The organism is Pedobacter gandavensis (genome assembly GCF_014172405.1).
In the GTDB taxonomy this organism is placed as follows: Bacteria; Bacteroidota; Bacteroidia; order Sphingobacteriales; family Sphingobacteriaceae; genus Pedobacter; species Pedobacter gandavensis.
Genome location: NZ_WNXC01000010.1, coordinates 222,032 through 241,974, shown reverse-complemented (window position 1 = coordinate 241,974; position 19,943 = coordinate 222,032). Strand labels below are relative to the sequence as shown.

The following is a 19,943-nucleotide window of genomic DNA, read 5'->3' as shown; positions in this document are numbered from 1 at the left end:
ATAAATTATCGAACCCATGGCATTACTTCTTCTCCTTGGCCCGCCCATTCAGCCTTTAATGTTCGATTTTGGTATTTGCCCTGGTAGTTCAGAATGTTTAAAAGGATAACTTCAACATACCAAATACTCATATCAACGACCTCTCTCAATACAGTTTCTGGAATCTGCGATAGTTTTTTTCGTTTGTCTGCCTGACCATGCACTATTGAATTTCTTATTTGTGTGAAGAACTCCGGGCCGTCCATTTCGCGAAACTCTTTCGTAGAAGCTTTATAGGTGATCATTCCGGTTAGTTTACTTGGTATCTCGTTCCCTAACCCCACTTGTGAGAGTAAGAGTCTGATTTTATTTGATGCCTGTAAATTCTCAACATCTTTTCCGGCAATTATTTTTTTCTTTTCTACCACAAGGACATTAAATAGCAACTCTAAAGTATTTGCGATCATTGCTATTCCTTCGAATGCAAATGCTATGTGGCCATTTGTCCGAATATAAGTATGGATTGCTACTTCTAAGAAATCCTTCGTATCGGGATCACGATACATCTCTGAAAAATTCTTCCAAAGACTCTCAATTTCAGCGGTATCTATTTGTGGAGGCCAATTGGTTACGCTTTTAAATTTATCGACATGGTATGGTGTAAAGTCAGACCATACCGCTTTATCTTGAAAGATACCTTTTCTGAAAATTGGTGAACACCTTCTTCCATTTAAAAACGATAGAAACAAAAACAGACAGGTAAATATTTCTTGTGTGCCTTCATACGTTAGCGAAGCCTTGCTATTTATGGGTTCTAAAAGCCCACTATAAAGTGCTTGATATGACCCTTTCCACTTAAGTTCTTTGCTTTTATTTGAAAAATCAATGTGCTTGAATAGCTGGATTTTAAATTGGTCGTTTTCAAGGAGCAAATGCTTACCGGAAAAATTTGCTGCACTGCTTCTTCCAAAAAACTCTCGCAGGTTACAAACTTCAAATTCGATACTGGGCACCGAAATACTTTTGTCACCTAAAATACAGACGCTTCCGAGGATACCCTTGAAGGATGTGAAATTGTCGGTTATGCTGGTAAGAAAACAAGAGCCAACCACCTGGTTGTCGATGATCAGTTCAAAATTGTTTATGTCCATTATGTTTCCAGGGGCGTTTCCTGTCCCTTCAAAAACAACACCGTGACTAGGAAACCACTTAAAAAATATCTTCCCTATCAAGTTGATTTCAATTGCGCCGCTTTTAAGCGTGCAATTACCATCATGCAAAATGATAGGCTCATCAAGTTTAAGTACAGTTCTCGGTTCTGGTTGTTCAAGCATGCTATTGGTATTTTTATGAATGTTAAATCAGGATTTTATAAGAGTTTGTTTACTCTTTTCGAAAATAGGATAAGTATTTATATCAGAAGTTGGATAAATAAATTCCTTTGTGATTCCATCTGCCTCTAATCGTTTCCTGATGTGATTTTCTAAATTTTTGTTGATATTGAAACATTTACAAAATGCATATTCCCCAGGTTGGATACTGCCCTTGTCGGAAGCATAAAGATCGTAACCGACCACCTCTAACGGTTTTGAAGGATCAGCATTCCAAATAAATACACCAGCTTGGTTCAGAATGTTTTTACTGTTATTTAACGAAAATATAATTCCTGATTCCGCATCCTTATCACTAAAATATAATAATGGAAAAGTGACGATTTTTTCAATTTTAGTTAAGTCCTTAACCATGCCGGATCCCTCATATTTAGATTTGTCAAATACTTTGCGGCCACGGAATTTGTCCTGCATCTCACCAAATGTATCTTTATCTTTAGCGATGCCTTTAATCATGTTTTCCAGTATTTCCTTCCCAATGGTGTCCAGGCTGTCGGTCATAATTTTGCGCATACTTCCTTCTTCAAAATGAGCTTCTTCCAGGTAATAGATGCTAAAATAATCGTCAATTTCAATCTTCTTTTCCCTAGGGGTCAGACCATCAATTCCGAAGTAGAGTGCATTTTGAAATTTGAATGTCCAGTCCAATAAAGGTGTGGGACATGCATGGTGTTGAAGAAATCCTAATACTGCTATATCATTGTCTGTATCTATGTGATGTTTTTCTAGCAGTTCTTTAATCTTATCGGCGTATTCGGCCAGACCAACAGATACCAAAGTTTCTAAAAAGAGGCGATAATCAAACCCCTGGCCATAAAGCTTTTCTAATATCCATTGTCTTTGCATTTTATTGTATAGACGCCATTTAGCTTCTCTTTGCCCCCTAAATAAAATATTCTCTTTTTTATTGTATTCGTCGTAAATCCGGTCAAACTCTTCTTCTGTGTCTATTTTTTTCTGATCAAATAACAGATCTTTTTGAAGAAGGGAGGCGTACTCGGAAATATGTTCTGGAGAATAGAAGGGTGGTTTTGAATGTTGCAATAAAACGCCCATCATAAATGCATTTAGGTTAGGAGTAATGGAATCGGGATCTGCCTTGCCATAACCATCAAATTTTGCCATTTGGAGACTTTGCAGAAGCAATGGGTCGAGTATTTTTTCAATTCCGCCATCCTCTATGTATTCTAGTGTATATTTGATCTTTAGGTCAAGATTTTGGATTTCTCTTTTAGCCATAATTCTAATTGATGTTATCTATTCGCAATTTAACTCGTCAGAAAATTAAATGAGGTAAATCAGTTTTCGTTTAATAATGAGCGCATTAAGGATTAAGATTACACGTCAACCGTTTCAAGTATTGCATCGGCTTTGTTTCGCATTCCTTCCGAACGTAAGATTTGATCAAAAATGTTCATTAAAGTTTCCATATACCTTTGGTCGACATCGTGTATTTTTGAAAATCTGGTATACAGGGCCAAAACCAATTGTACAGGATATTTTTCCAGATAGAGTCTGCGGCTGCTTACCTCGTTGAAGGTAAACTGGCTGAACAGTTCAAGGCATTGATAATAATGTTCGTTTACGCAACCGATAAGGTATGAGAAATAGTAGCCAGGATCGATGTTTACAGATGGAGACGCGGCATATTGTTGCAAAAAGGGCCATACCTTTTGAAATGGTACTAGCTTAAACTTTCTTAAAATTAATCCGGAGAAACTTCCAGCAATATCTTTTCCTGGTAATCCAACTATATTGAGGTATGCAGTCAATGCTTTTTCCGTATAAGTCTCGAAATATTGCTCGATTATATTGATCAATATTGAAACTACTTTATCGCCCTGCTGGAGCAGACGTTCATAGTAGGGCATTAGTTCTTGCTGATCTTTAAAATAGGCATCAACGAATATTCGTATGCTCTCATTGGTCAGGCAGTCAGGCAGGCTGAAGATGAGGTCAAAAAAGCTATGCATTTGATCTGCATGGGTGTTTTTAAGCCGTAAAGCACATATAAATGATATGCGGAAAACCAACAGGTTATCCATTTGGATAATTTTGGTAAAAAGCCTGAATGCTCTTTGCTGATCAATGGCCCATAAATTAGGAAACATTTCCAGGATCTCGGAGTTGATCAATGTATGGTTCTCTTTGACCACAGTTTCAGCCGTAAGGAATATTTCTTCATGAAAATCGTTATGCCTGAAGCAATAACAGAGATTTTTCATTGCCTTTGAACGGATAGTTTTACGTATCTCGGGTTGGGCTTGTTTGTCTGTTGTGATCGGATATTCCTGGAAATGAAGTACAAGATTGTTAACATAAGAGAATATTTTTCGACTCACTTTACCGGCACCAGAAAAATGGCTAAACATCGACAGTGCATAGATCACGTGATAGACATCATCGGATATTTCCAAATATTGTTCAAATATTTCTGTCAACTGTTCTGCTGGATATTTTCCCCGTACCAAGCCTTGCAGTCCGAAGGTCATAAATTGAACCGGAAAACCAGGTTGTTCAAACATTTCCTTAACCAGGGGAAAGAAACGGAGTGGCTCTTTTGTAACCAGGTCAATAAATTCATTTTCCCGGAATCGGATGATTTGGCGCTTAGGCATATCGTCAGGAAGCCCATTACCATATTGAATATAGTAATCTTTTAAATAGTTTTTCCAGTTTTCTAGTGGCATCTGGTTTAGTGGGGCATTGACCTGTTCGGCATTTACATGACGTGCGGTAGTTTCGGCCACCTGAACGCCTAATTTTCTGCTGAGCTCAAAGTACTTTCGTTTTAACGTAGGGCTGGCCAGGATCTCGGTAAATGGTAAAGCTTTCAGATACTCAAATTGTTTGTTCCCTAAATTATTTGGGAAGGGAGGAATCTGAAGCGCTTTGTGTATTTTCAATTCAAAAGGGGAACTCACTTTAAGCAGGATATCGGTAACCATCTGCTTTTGAGCATGGTTCATCAAAGCGAAATTTGCTCCGATCATTGCCCGTACCCTTGTCTGAAACTTGCCTTCGAAATCCTGAAATACTTTTTTCTTATCTAAAATCTCGATTAGTCGGACAGTTCTGTTGGCGTCTCCGACTGTTGTCAGGACTGTCATAAGAAGACCAAGGATCGTCACATTATTTGTCTCGCAATGCTCAGTGAAGAAGTCTTCATACCATTGGCTTTCATAGTGTTGGGTAACATATTCAATTGTAATTTCAAGCACTTTTGACTGAAGCGGGTGAGGATCGATGTTGTATTGGTCGTCCGCTGGAAAATTCGTGTGATAAAACTGCAGATCAGAGAATTCATATTGACTTTCATCTTTATGAAGTTCCATGGATGACATCATCTCTGCATATATCATTTTGAATGTTTCATCTGGGAAAGCTTCATTGATCCTTTTTAAAAATTCTTCTTCAAAGATGGTATCATTGCTTGCATACTCATCATTGAATAATTTACCAATCACTGGGCTAACTAAATTAATGACAAATTGGAGATGGTATTTGGCAATTTTCTGTAGTATTTCATAATACCAGACGTTTCTTGAGCCATGTTCAACATCATGATCGTAGATGATGTGTTTTTCAAACATTGGAAGCAAACGTTCATCCCTCCAGTCTTTGATATCATAAAGTACCCATGCTATTACGTTATTTGCCCCCATCAGATCGGGCAGTGACTGGAGAAATTTTATAGAAGGTTCCTGCTGGTTTAGGAAATGCCGTGAAACAATATTAATCACCCAGTTTAACTTTTGGTCTTGATCGGTTTGCTGACACCCTTCAATTACTGTCTGGTATAATAGACCACTTTCCAATAAAAAAGTATACCAACCCTGTGAACTTACTGTATTGAAAAAAAGATCTCCATATTTTTTTTGGGGGAGTATAATTTGAGTTAGGATAGCTTTTTCTCCTTTTGAGGGAAAGGGTATGTGGTTGAAACCTGTGATCAACAGGGATTGAATGTGGAACCTGGTGTGGCTGTCATTTAGTAATTCTCTGATGATAACTGTGTAGAGATGATTGTCCTTTTCCCGGAGGTAATCCGTTACAAGTTTAACCACGGACCGTATATAAATACCCTGGTGCTGCGTTGAAAGAAATTGGCGTAAGTCACTATCACTATCCACGAAATGCTTGGCAAAAGCGAATTCGTAAAAGGTCTGATGGAAAAACTGGAGTCCGCCTTTTTCTTCCTCTATAAGCTGGTGGCTAAAAGAATAAGCCAGCTCGTCTGAAAACTCTTCCTCATAAATATTGGGTACAGTTATACCCATGATGTTCATCTGATCTGCCAGTTTGAAAATTAACTTTTTTAGCTTATCTTTTTCTTTATAGGACGATAGTATGCTCCGCCAAAGTTCATCGTATAATTGCTTTTGGGTAGTGATCAAAAGTGGATTATTACCGGAACCGAAATCAATTTTACAAAATATGTTGAGGTGGTTTGGTGTCCTGAGCAGTTCGACAAGCTGTTCACTTGGTTGAACAGGGCTAAGTGATCTGATTACTCTTTCAACTTGTGGAATTGTTAACTGCTTGGCTTTTATATTCTTAAATCCTTTTGACTTAAAGTATCGCAGATCATCATCATACTCCAGGTCAAAAGTTCGGGCAGAAATAACTACACGAACGCCCTTCAAAGCGATCAATTCATGTATCAGTCCGCAATACGTGGTCATAAAATCACGGTTTGAGGATAAAGATTGCGACAGGGCGTCAATTTGGTCGATAATTACTACTACAAGCTTTTCTTTTAAAGCTATACTGGATATGGCTGGCACAATGTGGATATTGTCCTTTCCAAATATCTTCTTCTCCAGTTCAGTAAGCTCGCTGCTCTGGAATTTATCTGCTTTTAATCCGAGTACAGGAATGTTGTCTGCGACGAGTTTGTTGTAAAGATCTTTAATGATTACGGTTTTCCCACCTCCAGCTCCACCCTCCAAAACAGCAAGACTTCTTTGTTCGGGCTGGAGATCGGTAATGATCCACTGGTAGAGTTGTTCTGTTTCGTCCCTTTCCAGATGTATACCCTGTTTTCCGAAACTACCGTGAATAGACTGCATCTGAAAAGAACCCCTTTTAATCTCCTGTTTATAGATGTCTCCATTAACTATCCTGGCTGAGATCGCCCTGTCAAACACTTCCGCACCGCACCAGATTTTTGCCCAATCTCCACCAAAATTTTCATATACAACCCCGACATTTTTTACTAGTAGTCTGTTGATTTGATCATGATCCCATTTTTCAAACATAATGCTATCTACCGCCAGTTCACTTTTTAGTATTTCGAATTCTTCAAGTAGTTCAGTTCTCAGCAGTGGACAGGTCAGTGCCAAAACGAATTTTTTTGTTTTGGGATACCATGTTCCTTTGCGAAACCTGTCTACAATTTTTCTAAGGTCTCCGGGTTCTAGGGACTGGATATGTTTGCACTGATAGGTATTGTAAGTGTTATCGTTGTTGCGGCCATATATGTCGATGCCTTGTTGCATCTGGCCCCGTATTCCATATCGGTAAGTCTCAGATGTACTGAAACCATCCAGTACTTCCACCATATCAAGGCATAGCTTTTCGAATTCTTCCCATGATTGTTCGTGAAAGGGAAGGCTCGAAGGTTTTGATATTGACGGTGGGTTGAAGTCTGGCATTTGTGAAGCTGTGTTTAGGGCGTAAACCCAAACTTAACTAAAACATGCAAGTTTTATCAGACTGTGTATAAAAAATTTCGTAAAATCGGTTTTCGTTTGCAAATAGAAAACTATAAACGAGTGCCGTCTATGTACTGTAGAAAAAAAATAAGTTTAGTTTGTAATTGTTAGTGTCTGTTTCCGTATTTATTTTGGTAATTTTTTTCATAATTAATTCTTAGTTTATCCCAGATAAAAAAATAGTTTAAATAGTGGCTCTCCTTCATTTTTTTACAGAAATTTACATAGGCGGATAAATGCATATATGATTTTTCATTTCGAAAATTTTTGTAGGGTTGCTTATACAATGTAAGCATCCTTGCTGATAGAAGATAGATTGGCCACCAAAAGATTTTTAAATAAAACTGATCAATAAACAGAATGGAGAAAAAGCACTTTAAATATGAGATCGGAATAATGGCTTATGGATCTTTAATTGATGATCCTGGGAATGAACTTGGGCCTTTGATTGTAAAAAAGATCGCTTGTACGACGCCATTTGAAGTTGAATATGGAAGGCTGAGCAAAACCCGGGGAGGAGCGCCAACACTGATTCCCGTCAAGTCTGGTGGCGCTTCGGTAAATGCCTGCCTTTTGGTTTTAGATGCAAAGGTTTCTCTGCCCGACGCCAAGTCGATGTTATGGAGAAGAGAGACTAGGATTATAGGTAGATCTTATGTTCACCCGGATAAACCAGGCAGGAACAACGTTGTCGTAGAATCAGTTGCTGGTTTCCAGGATTGTCAGATAGTGCTTTATACGGCGATTGGATCAAATATCCCCGGGGAAACAACTGCCATGGGACTAGCTAAATACGCAATCGATTCAATATTGACCAATGCCGGCTCTCATAAAATGGATGGTTTGCGTTACTTAATGAGTGCAATTGACAACGGAATCTACACGCCCTTTACTACTGAGTTCTTAGAAAAGATCCTGCATAGGACCGAGACCGCAGGTTTATTAGAGGCGATTGCGAAGTTAGATTTGAAAAGAAGTATCGATCGCTTTCGTGGGTACATGATCCACCGGGATAGTGTGGATCATCTTGCTGTCGCTGGGAGAATTAGAGAAGCAGCTGGTTTGGCTGATAAACTGAAGATATATTCGGAAAACTACAGTTTTATTGGATCTAGGGGCAGGATATATGCAAAAAACGCGGATGGTGATGAAGCAGAGGAAATTATTTGCAACTGCCAAAATTGTCAGCGAAAACCGGACTTTTCACAGAGATATCAAATTTACGAGCCTTTTCTGGAAGCAGAGGCTGTTGATCTGGAGTTGTACTTAGATTCAGGTCGGCCATATGATGATAAACTTAAAGTATGGCATTTTGTGACTGGTGGAACGTCTTCAATTGGATTTGAATTTAGCAAAGGTCATCTCTCCATTTCACTATGTCCAAAGAATGAAATTGAAGTAAAAATCGAGAACAATTTCTGTTATGAGCTAATACTTGGAAGCTTTTTTAGGAAGCAGTCTTCCATGCCACAATTGTTTGGAAAGGATTTTCAGACCAGGAAAATGAAATTTTTAACACAGTTTTCTAATTCCCTTTATAAAAAGGAATTCTTACAAAAGACAATTACGGTTGTGCGGGAAAATTCTGATGGTCTTCGAGATGAGGAGGCGAATGCAATTTTCAATCGTTTGGTTGACGGCGAACTTATAGACCTGGACAGAGAAGTGATAGAGTATGGGAAAATGTTTAAGCAAGTTGTAGCCAATGAAGAATACCTTTTCCTTAAATTTCTGGAGGAAAAAGAATTTGAGCCTGGAGAGCTACCTGTTAAACGTGTCGAAAAATCAGTCAGGCCAATTCATTTCGAGGACCGATCCTCAATTGAATTTGAAAGATTAGTATTTGCGTATTTGTTGAAGACCAGTCATTGGGATTCACTTGAATGGCTGGGCGAGACTGGTAATGACGGTGGTCGTGACATCTGGGGCGTAATGGCAGGAGAGACCTATTGTTTTCAATGTGCCAATTACAGACGAATGGATCTGAAGAAAGCGACCGAGGATATTAATAAATTGTTGTTGGACAAGAAGGTTCCGATGCACTGGATGCTGTATTGCGGAGGTAGGGTTGGTAATAAGGTAAGAGAGACAATCAAGTCTTACGGATTAAAAGCTGGCATCAAAACGATCAGTATTTACACTGGTGGTGAATTTGAAGAACTGCTCCGTCACCATACCCCTTCTTTAATTAAACGGTTTGTAGAAGGAGAAACATTTCCCGAACCTAAAATTCCAGATTTTGCGGTGGTAAATACCAGCCTGGTAGTTTTAGTAAAAGGTATGTTTAGAGACTGGCTGAATCATGAGATATTGCCTTCGATAAATTCCCTTTTCAGTATTTTCAAGAATGTGACGCATCATCAATTAAGCAATATTGAAATGGTGTTTTTGATTTTTGTGTTGTATGAAATTAGTCCAGATTTCGATGATAATGAAGAGCTTACAGAATTTTCATTTGATCATTTCTTTATTCATCTAGCCGAATCAGCGACTCAGAAAATACCTATTTTAAGCTTGAAGGAACAGGAAAGTTATCAAATTCGCTATAACGATTTTTCTAGTACCCATTCTAGCCGCTCAAAAAAATTACCGATAAATAGTTACTCCTTCCATGATTTTCGCACGTTAGAGGATGGACTGAAGATAGAAGTGTTCTTTACAAAAGGATTTGATAGACACCTCGAATTAAGGATTGGAATCTTATAGCAGACGCCGACAAGTTTAGAAAAATCTGCTTTTTCAAAACCCAAGAGTTTTATTAAAACTCTTGAAATTACATTACCATTTTTTTGTCTTTTTTATCGAAATACCCAGAATAGCACATTATAAAATTACATGAGTCAAAAATACGTATATGCCACCTGGAACGGTCAGAGTTATTGGCATGGCACTTCAACAATATTTTTAAAATCAATCCAGGAAATGGGTCTTGGTGCAATCAATCCAAGTAGAGACTGGAAAATATTAGACCTGCTGACATTTCTTTATAAAGAAATTGTCAGATTAAAAATTGATAGTCAAGTGTTTGAAATTCAACGTGCTTCAATTGCTGCAACAATATCACAAGGCACGCTTGAGTATGGCGGTCTTAAATTAAATTTCCAGCATGATGGTGTGTATCTTTCTGTTAGTAGCATCCGGGCAGCTACCTATGCGTGTGAAAATCTTGTTGGCAGCGAACTGCTCCAAAAGTGCATGGTTCTTTTAAGTATACTCATTTCTACCGGAAATGACCCCGAGATACCGAGGGAAATAGATGTTCTGCAAATACGTCAGTACCTGAGTGTACCTGCTAAACCAATTATGATAGAAATCAGGCAAGTTGCAGACTCGGACTTAAGCCTTGAGGATGGAAGTGATGCGACTAAAAAACTTAATGAATTACGAGAGGTATTTCCGAATCTTCCTATAGCCCAACAGTTTGAAAAACTTCAGTTTTGTAATTTTCGTTTACTCAAACCAGTTCAGCCAGAATTACTTCATATTTATGAAGTTGATTTTGAAGGTAGTGTAAAAACCAGAGATTTTCAGTTCTATCTAACCCGTATAAGGTAGCCCTACTAGAGTATTTTAAACTTTAAAATATTCTAGTAGGGATTAAATTATTTTTTGCTGTCATTTTGGTTAGTCTCTAGTAGAGATAAATGTGGTTTTATGTGTTTAAAAACGCCCTACTAGAGACTACCTATACATTTAATGAATTTGTCTTTGTATTTTATATTTTGGAAAATATGTAAAGCACTTTATTTTTTGAGGAAGTAATAATCTAATACATTTTGTGTGAGAAACAGATTTTGGAAGATCTAATTTATATAAGTACAGAGGCGCGGAGGAAGTCGGGGGTTAGATATCATCTGGATTCGCTTTGTGAGAATCACACTTGGGCCGTTGACTCTGTGTATCAACAGAAGTGGGGAAGACCCGTTTAAGCCGAAAAGAGGTGTCAGTTTTAATGTGAATTCACCGTCCATTTCCCTGAAATACTCAACTAGTACAATGCCAGTCTAAAATTAGGCTTACCCAAGAGCACAATTGACAATCGACATTATAAATATTATTTAGCTATCTTATTTCTTATTGAATCCACAAATTTTAATGAGCTAAGCTCTATTGAATACATTGTTTGAAATTCATCGGAAAACCTACATTCTATGGAATATGCCATCACATGAATCCAATTAATATCATCTTACACAGGCCTAAGATGACACTTAAAATAAGATTAACGATGAAATTCATCAATTGAGCCAATCGAGCCGAAAATTATAACCCATCCCCCTTATTTTTTTATAGGCATCATATAAGGCAATCTTTGCGAAAAATGAAAGGCTTGGCTTCTTTCCAGACTTGATAATCCTGTAGACGACAGTAACTTCACTTGGAAGAAAATCCTTTGTCTTGAATTTAGAGCTAATGGACGACATTTTTATCGCTCTTTTAAATTCTTTGCGATAATTGATGTCGTTCAACATCAGACTTGCCGAGACAAAGCCTTGGTTGAACATATGCCCAAGTTGGTTTCCTGATCCCCCGCCCTTCACATGGATCATCTCACATGAGCCACTAACGATATCTGCAAACTCGATTTTCTTCTGTCCAGACATGAAGAATACCTGATCCATAATCTCATGATCAGGCTGAGAGAAGCTTTCGAGATATGCCGTTTCACCATATACGTAAACCTTCGTGGGACCGGTAAAGTCTGTAGAATTATTTATTAATGCTTCGAAAAACTTCGTCACTTCATCATAATATGTCTTTTCCAAACGGAACCAGTTTCCGTTTGTCAAAACATAATAGTTAAGCTTATATTCAAGTTCCGTAGAAAGACATCGATAAAATCCATATGATTTCTTGTATGTATCCTCTCCATCGTATTGATCAATAGAAAGCTGGTCAAATGTGTGACTTAAACCAGTGTGGCCAGCGGCAAGATATTCAACCAAAAATTTTTCAAAGTCCGGATAATCACTCTCTATTTCTGGCCCAAAGCCACCATAGCAAATATGATCTATGTTCATCGCCTCGATGATCTCGGGATAGGATAGCAAAAAGTTAGATGAATCATTGGCCTTGATAGCATTGTCTAGAGCAACTTGGAGTTCAGCATTTAATTCATCAATAAGGGTTTTATCCTTAACCGGAGACACAAAGTCGATCCAGTTAAATGTAGTCTTATACTTTACCTCATTGTAAACATTATAAATTTGCTTTGTTTTTTTTACGATTGAAGTCGCTTCCATATCTACAGTCAGCATCAGACTTTCGCTGCCGACTAGACCTTTTGCGAAAGTCGTATCAACCGATACTCCAGCGATTTGGCTGACAAGATCTTTCACAATATCTAGCTCAAATTCGCCAATGGTGCCCTGAGTCGCAAGTTGGATGCGCTTATTCTTGGCGCGCCGATCTATGGTCTTAGAATCAAGGCTTCTTATGCCGTTGGCATTGATGGAATTGAGCACAACCTTAATACCGTAATCCCATTCGGTTTTACCTTCTACAAGACTTCCTAGTCCGTAGCCAAAAATGTAAATCATCATCCGACCATCGATAGGCAAGAAAAGTAATGCCGCTGCACCCTGGTTTTTAAGATCTTCCAATGGTTGCTCCGAACCGGTTTGAAGGAAATCCCGCCAGGACGGCGTGCCGTCATATGATTGCCCATAATAAAGTTCAGAACCTGGAATACCGTTCCAAGGAGATATCGGACCCTTAAAACTGTGGTTAGTTTTTAGCAGCTGTTTTATGGTAAGCCCCTTCTTACCAAGTCGAGTAGTTAATTTCATAAAGGAAAGACTGTTAATTCAAATCGAATATACCTATTGTATTAAGAAATTTCAAATATCAACAGCATTTCTTTTATGTATATTTTGGGAAAACTGACCTGCTTATTTCGGACGGTTCAGTCCTAAAATTACTTATTGTTTTGTAAAACGAACACATATTAGACCATGTATAGCTATAATCCGTATAAGCCCCTTCAAAGTACTCTAGTAGTGATAAACTCATTTTTTGGCATTCTCTAGTAGAGATCAATGTGGTTTTTTATACACATAAAATCACCCTACTAGAGACTGCTTTGCACCATTTGAATTGAATTGTTTAATGCTTGGATTAAACCATCATCTGCCAAATTTCACCATAGAACCTATTTTTTATCCTTTTTCTTTTTCCAGGTTCGCTTATATTTTAAGGTAAAATCTCTACTAAGGGGTTCTTGAGTAACCAACTCACTAATCCTTGCGATTTTCCTTAAATCATCAATAAATTTTTTTGAGTTCAGTTCGAAAGGGAGCACTGAAGACCTTAGAGAAATCTAAGGCTTTTTGCATTTAAGCATTTTTCTATCTATCCATAGCACTAGGACTTCAAAAATGATTTTTGGTTGAAATAGGTTGTTTCATATTGTAAACTGAAACATGATCTGGCTAAATGGGACAAACGAAAACTCTTTCCAGCTGTTAAGCTATAAATGTTCCTCTTATTTTTAAAATCTGAAATTTTATGAAACAAAGTGCGATTCCTTTTGTGCTAGGTGGTTTGTTAACGTTATGTAGCTCAAGCCTGAAAGCCCAGGAAAAACCAAAATATTTGGATGCCAAAGAAAGTGATCCTATAAAAATGGGTTGGATGCAGGGTTCTCCACCGCCGGCCGACAGAATAGTTTACTTTGAAGATGGGAGCTTTTTTCAGTTTCCTGCCATCAGATGGAGTACTGCGCATATGCGCCAGTTTATGCCTACTACCAATGTCTCGCGCGGACTGGCTAATGCCGTTCCCTTATCCAAAAGTCTCCGAAAGGAAATTGACCAGGTTAAGTTTACCCCTCTGGGTGAAAGTAAGGCCATTACCTGGGAAGAATCACTTCAAAAGGTTTATGCAGATGGGGTGGTTATCATGCAGCATGGAAAAATTATTTATGAAAAGTATTATGGGGCTTTAAAGCCGGAGTTGCAGCATGCGGCCATGTCGATCACTAAATCCGTTACTGGTACATTGGGCATCATGCTGGCAAAAGAAGGCCTGATAGATACCACCAAACTGGTTTCCCATTACATTCCTGAACTTGCAAATTCCGCATTCGGCGATGCCACAGTACGACAGGTGATGGACATGACCACCGCCCTGAAATTCAGTGAGGATTACGCCGATCCGAATGCAGATATCTGGAAGTTTTCGGCCGCAGGCAATCCGCTTCCTAAACCCAAAGGTTATGATGGCCCTAAAAGCTATTACGAATACCTGCCAACAGTGCAGAAAAATGGTACGCATGGTGAGGCTTTTGGCTATAAAACCGTAAATGCCGATGTTTTGGGCTGGATCATCGCACGCGTTACCGGCAAACCCATTGCAGAAGTGTTGTCGGAAAAGATCTGGAGCAAAATTGGGATGGAACTGGATGCTTATTATGCTGTTGATGGCATAGGAACTGCCTTTGCCGGTGGGGGATTTAATATGGGCTTAAGGGATATGGCGCGTTTAGGGCAGTTGATTCTGAACAATGGAGTCGCAAACGGCAAGCAGATCATCCCAAAATCAGCTATTGACGATATCCGTAAAGGAGGCAGTAAAAAGGCTTTTGAAAAAGGAGGTTATCCTTTGCTGAAAGGCTGGAGTTACAGGGATATGTGGTGGATCACCAATAACGAACACGGTGCTTTCTGCGCTCGTGGGGTTCATGGACAAGTCATTTACATCGATCCAAAAGTCGATATGGTTATTGTGCGATTTGCATCAAACCCGGTTGCCAGCAACGCCGCTAACGATCCTTATTCCTTACCAGCATACCATGCGGTGGCCAAATTTCTCCAGGGTAAATAATTCCTGCGATCAAAATAGAAAAGCCTTAGAGAAATCTAAGGCTTTTTGCGTTTAAGTAATTTCGCTGTAATAAGTGTATTTACCTCACTTACCAACCACCGCCGCCACCGCCGCCGCCGCCGCCCCCAGAAGAACCCCCGCCGCTACTGCCAGAGCTCCAGCTTGAACTTCCGGACGATCCGGAAGAAGAGCCTGTATCTGGTTTACTATCACTGACTGCGCTACTAAATGGTACGATAAAGCCTTTGGCAATCTGAGGATAATAAAACCTGTCGCCTTCATACCAATCTGGGCTGTAATCTGCCTCATTGAGCAGCGCTTCAAACTTGGCTCCCCAGGCATTTTCTACATCAAGCGCGAGCGCATAAGGCAAAAATTTCTCAAACAATTCTGGGCTATGCTCCGGCGGGTTCAATAGGTTTAAGCGATGTTCCTCTGCCGTTTCCAGGTACATTTTAAATCCTTTAATCTTACTGATAACATCAGTTCCTGCCACTGTAGGTGCCCTAATCAGGTAAACATAGGAGGCATACATGATGGTGCTGGTTACGATGAATACCAGTGAAACAATGGGTAGTTTGCTCAGGTTAGATAATAGCATATATAATGGAACACCACCAAATCCAGCTCCCCAAATGATAAGGAAAATTCCTACAAATACAGACTCGCCTATCATTTTGAACCCTGCAAAGAAACAAATCCCTCCGATAATGATAAAAGGACTGAAAAAAAGCATCATCAAAGGGGTGCCTGTCTCTACAAAAACCATGAATACAACAAATACAGCCAGCGTAATTAGTGTGGATTTGATGAGTTGTGTCTTGTGATTGATGAAGAAGCTTTTTAAGTCAAGTTGCGGTTTCAATTGATCATCATGAGCATTCTTGGCTGCATTTATGGTTGATCCATTCGATTTATTGATGTAGATTCTATTTTTTTTGTTGAAGAACCGGACATAAATGGCATCTTCTTCTTTCGACAGTAAGCTTGTTAAGCCCGTTGATTTTTCAACAGCATAATCTTCTTTTTTCTGTCCTGCTCCTTTAGTGATTTTTATGACTTTTTTAACAGCCATATTGATGATCGAGATGGCAAAAGACTTATCATCTACTTTTTTTATGTAAAAATAACGGAGTAGGGCTGGTGACCAGTTATTTGGGATGTTAAAGCTAGGGATGATGATAGGTTCTTGCGGATCACGTCCATAACGCGACCAGCTGAGGTAGTAGTAAGTTCCAAGACCAATGAGCAGCAGCAGTGTAAAGGTTATTTTCAAATAGTCCTGATAAAAAAGTTCGAAATTGGATGGTCTGTGTATCATCCCTTTGGTAAAAGCTGAGGCCACAGTGAAGCCAGTTCCTGATGGCAGACTTTCAGTAGTTTGGAAGCTGATGGACTTGTCGGGATTGATGCTGATGCTGCAGTTTTTACTGGTTGAACCACTAGAGCCAGTATAACAAGCGGTATTCCCTGGGAGGGCTCCGTTAGGAAGTACAATGGTAGCAGAGGCTTTTTCTATTTCGAAATCCCATTCACTACCGGTCACATTCCAATAAATTTCATCATAGGTTTTAAAGAAACCGACCTGCCCTTTAGTTTGGTAATTAATTTCATAGGTGTAAACACCTGGATTAAGAATAAGATCTTCATTTCCTATGTATATACTGCGGTCGCTACCATCATTTCGAGTCTTGTAGTTTTCCTTCTTTCCATCCTTTAAAATACTCGTTATTTTAAAATCCGCAGATTTTCTGTCGCCAAATATATCTTTTCTATAAACTGGGATGTTCCTGACAATACCGCGTTTGATTTGATTTCCAGACGTATAAACCTTAATTTTTTCAGAAAGATACATCATACCTGAGGTGTCAATCCTGATGTCAGTGTGAAAAGAAATGATTCTTTCAGATTGCTTATCCTGGTCAATGTTTGATGCCAGTGGTTCCTGCGCTAAAGTTTTTGTGAACAAAGCAGGAATGAAAAGTAATATCAGTGATACCTTAAGCAGTGTAAATAGCTGTTGGAGTTTCATATTGGTGATTTAAAAAGAAACCTTTACAGGTTCACGCGCTACAGAATTGTTTATTTCGAAGAAAATACCGTTTTTAAATCCAAAGATAGCGGCGATAAGGTTGGAAGGGAAGGATTGAACCTGAATGTTATACTCCCTCACGGTACCATTGTAATATCTTCTGGAGAGTTCAATTTCAGTTTCTATGGTTTCCAGTTGAGTTTGGAGCTGTTGGAAATTGGTATTTGCTTTCAAATCAGGATAATTTTCGGCAATGAGCATTAATCTGTTGATGTTTTCTGAAAGATGACTCTCGGTATTGATCTTCTCTTGATTTTGTTGGGTCTGAATCGATTCATTACGCAACCGAACCAGATCTTGCATCAATTTTTGTTCATAATTGGCATAAACTTTAACCGTTTCAATGAGGTTGGGGATCAATTCATAGCGTTTCTTCAAATACACATCGATCCCACTCCAGGCTTCTTTCAACCTGTTTTTCTTGTTCACAAGTGTGTTGTAATAAAATATGCTGCCAAATATTAGCAAGCAAATTAGGGCGATTAAGAGGTATAGCATAGGTAAGGAGAAAGATAGATAAAAAACCAACTATTTTTGCAGAGATGTTGTTTTTCAAAAAAAGATGAAAGGGCATTTATTTTTATTCTAATCGGGTCTCTATAAGGCCACAATTTTGTTTAGACTGGATTTGAAAGTATTATTGTATTTTTGCAGGGTAATACCATTCCATTTTGAAAACAGATCTTTTCCTTGTTACCCCTCCTTTTACCCAGCTGAATACCCCGTATCCTGCAACTGCATATATCAAAGGTTTTTTGAATACTAAAAATATCTCTTCAACTCAAGCCGATTTAGGTATTGAAGTGATTTTGGCTTTGTTTTCCAGAAAAGGGTTGGAAGATCTTTTTATGCATGCAACGCAACGATCTGTAAAGTCTATCAGCCCAAATTCCAAACGAATTTTGGCTTTAAAAGAGGAGTATATCAAGAGCATTGATGCTGTTATTGCTTTTCTTCAGGGTAAAAATCCAACTTTAGCTTTGCAGATTTGTCAGGAGGACTTCTTACCAGAAGCATCAAGATTTGAGCAATTGGATGAACTGGATTGGGCATTTGGTACCATGGGAACGCAAGATAAAGGGAAGCACTTAGCGACACTATATCTGGAAGATATCTCGGATTTCATCATTGAATGTATTGACCCGAACTTTGGTTTTAGTCGTTATGCGGAAAGATTAGGAAGAAGTGCAAACTCATTTGATGAGCTTTATGGAGCCTTAAGTCAGGAATATACCTATATGGATAAGCTCCTGATGGATATTCTGGAAGAGAAGATCGCGCTGATTCAACCTAAATTATTCTTAATCTCTGTTCCCTTTCCAGGGAATTTATATGCTGCATTCCGATGCGCACAATATGTAAAAAGAAACTATCCTGAGATTAAAATATCAATGGGTGGTGGTTTTCCAAATACAGAATTACGCTCCCTTTCTGATCAGAGAGTCTTTGAGTTTTTCGATTTCATCTCCCTGGATGATGGAGAATTGCCTGTGGAACTGATCTATGATTCAATTTTCAAACCACGCGAGCTAAGCTTGTTTAAAAGAACTTTTCTATTGGAAAATGGGGAAGTGGTCTATAAGAATGATGCTTTAAGAACCGACTATAAGCAATTCGATGTAGGAACGCCAGATTACAGTGATTTAAAATTGGACCAATATATTTCAGTAATTGAAATTGTAAATCCAATGCACCGGATGTGGAGTGATGGCCGTTGGAACAAATTGACCATGGCGCATGGCTGTTATTGGGGGAAATGTACCTTCTGTGATATCTCTTTGGATTATATTAAGGTGTATGAACCTGTTGCTGCTAAATTAATCGTAGATCGGATTGAAGAGTTAAGTGCAAAAACCGGCCAGAATGGTTTTCATTTCGTAGATGAAGCTGCCCCACCTGCATTGATGCGGGAAGTGGCATTGGAGATCTTAAGAAGGAAAATCTCTGTGACCTGGTGGACGAACATTCGGTTTGAGAAAAGCTTTACCAGAGATCTGTGTATTCTGCTCAAAGCTTCAGGCTGTATCGCCGTTTCTGGTGGATTAGAAGTCGCATCGGATCGGTTGTTAAAGCTGATTGACAAAGGGGTAACGGTTGAACAAGTAGCCCGTGTGACCCGAAACCTGACGGAAGCAGGAATATTAGTACATGCTTATTTGATGTATGGATATCCTACACAGACCATTCAGGAGACTGTAGATAGTCTGGAAATGGTTAGACAATTGTTCGAAGCAGGTGTTTTACAATCTGGCTTCTGGCATCAGTTCGCAATGACAGCCCATAGTCCTGTTGGCTTGTATCCAGAGAAATTTGGAGTAGTTAAAGAGACGGAAGTGATCGGAACTTTTGCCAATAATGACATCAATTACATCGATAAAACGGGGATAGATCATAATAAATTCAGCTTCGGATTAAAGAAGTCGTTGTTCAATTTTATGCATGGTATCTGTTTCGAATACAAATTGCAGGACTGGTTTGATTTTAAGATTCCAAAAACGGATATTCCGGCAGACTTTATTGAGAAAGCAATCAAAGATGAGAGCAAACTCAATACTAAACCAACGGCTAAAGTAGTTTGGTTAGGAGGAAAGCCCGATCAGGAGATCTTTACAAAGTATAAGAAGAATAAGCCTTTGGAAACAATGGTCTTAACTTTTCATGACAAAAAGGAAAGCTTTAGCATTCAGACGAATAAGAATGAAGGGGAATGGTTGACTTCCATCTTAAAGAAAATAGCGGTTTCCAATACACAGGTGTATACCTTCCAGGAAATTAAAGCGGACTATGAAAAGACAATGGAACATTTCGAATTGTTCTGGTATTCAGAACCTATTTATAATTTAAGGGATTTTGGGCTATTGGTTTTGTAACCCAAAACTAGAAAGGGATAATTCCTAAGGATTGTCTTTCTTTCTGTATTTTTAAGTTTTTGGTGATGAA

Annotated in this window: 10 protein-coding genes; 4 read left to right on the top strand and 6 right to left on the bottom strand. The window is 38.7% G+C overall.

The window, feature by feature from the left end; all coding sequences use genetic code 11:
* Nucleotides 1–5: 5 nt before the first annotated feature.
* From GM920_RS22250 to GM920_RS22240, 3 genes are all read right to left on the bottom strand, one after another.
* The gene (locus GM920_RS22250) at nucleotides 6–1,313 is read right to left on the bottom strand and encodes a hypothetical protein (RefSeq protein WP_182961598.1); all 1,308 of its coding nucleotides are present in this window, start codon (nucleotides 1,311–1,313) and stop codon (nucleotides 6–8) included.
* Nucleotides 1,314–1,340: 27 nt separating this feature from the next.
* The gene (locus GM920_RS22245) at nucleotides 1,341–2,609 is read right to left on the bottom strand and encodes an FRG domain-containing protein (RefSeq protein ID WP_182961597.1); all 1,269 of its coding nucleotides are present in this window, start codon (nucleotides 2,607–2,609) and stop codon (nucleotides 1,341–1,343) included.
* A 98-nt stretch (nucleotides 2,610–2,707) separates the two neighbouring features.
* A complete protein-coding gene (locus tag GM920_RS22240) occupies nucleotides 2,708–7,027 on the bottom strand; it encodes an NACHT domain-containing protein (protein WP_182961596.1) in 4,320 nt (1,439 codons plus the stop codon).
* Nucleotides 7,028–7,447: 420 nt separating this feature from the next.
* On the opposite strand from GM920_RS22240, the gene GM920_RS22235 reads away from it, so the two are divergent.
* Entirely contained in the window at nucleotides 7,448–9,793 is a 2,346-nt protein-coding gene (locus tag GM920_RS22235) for a hypothetical protein (RefSeq protein ID WP_182961595.1), read from the top strand.
* Between the two features lie 129 nt (nucleotides 9,794–9,922).
* Nucleotides 9,923–10,642: a hypothetical protein gene (locus tag GM920_RS22230; protein ID WP_182961594.1), complete on the top strand. Its 720-nt coding sequence runs from the start codon at nucleotides 9,923–9,925 to the stop codon at nucleotides 10,640–10,642.
* Nucleotides 10,643–11,325: 683 nt separating this feature from the next.
* Here the strand turns inward: GM920_RS22230 and GM920_RS22225 are convergent.
* A complete protein-coding gene (locus tag GM920_RS22225) occupies nucleotides 11,326–12,876 on the bottom strand; it encodes a DUF6119 family protein (protein WP_182961593.1) in 1,551 nt (516 codons plus the stop codon).
* Between the two features lie 718 nt (nucleotides 12,877–13,594).
* Here GM920_RS22225 and GM920_RS22220 point away from each other — a divergent pair.
* Nucleotides 13,595–14,911, top strand: a complete 1,317-nt coding sequence (locus GM920_RS22220; RefSeq protein ID WP_182961592.1) for a serine hydrolase domain-containing protein — start codon at nucleotides 13,595–13,597, stop codon at nucleotides 14,909–14,911.
* An 88-nt stretch (nucleotides 14,912–14,999) separates the two neighbouring features.
* Here GM920_RS22220 and GM920_RS22215 read toward each other — a convergent pair whose 3' ends face one another.
* Nucleotides 15,000–16,943, bottom strand: a complete 1,944-nt coding sequence (locus GM920_RS22215; protein WP_182961591.1) for a DUF2207 domain-containing protein — start codon at nucleotides 16,941–16,943, stop codon at nucleotides 15,000–15,002.
* A gap of 9 nt (nucleotides 16,944–16,952) precedes the next feature.
* A complete protein-coding gene (locus GM920_RS22210; protein WP_317171585.1) occupies nucleotides 16,953–17,432 on the bottom strand; it encodes a LemA family protein in 480 nt (159 codons plus the stop codon).
* Between the two features lie 242 nt (nucleotides 17,433–17,674).
* On the opposite strand from GM920_RS22210, the gene GM920_RS22205 reads away from it, so the two are divergent.
* Nucleotides 17,675–19,873, top strand: coding sequence for a B12-binding domain-containing radical SAM protein (locus GM920_RS22205; protein WP_182961589.1), 2,199 nt, complete (start codon nucleotides 17,675–17,677; stop codon nucleotides 19,871–19,873).
* Nucleotides 19,874–19,943: the final 70 nt, after the last annotated feature.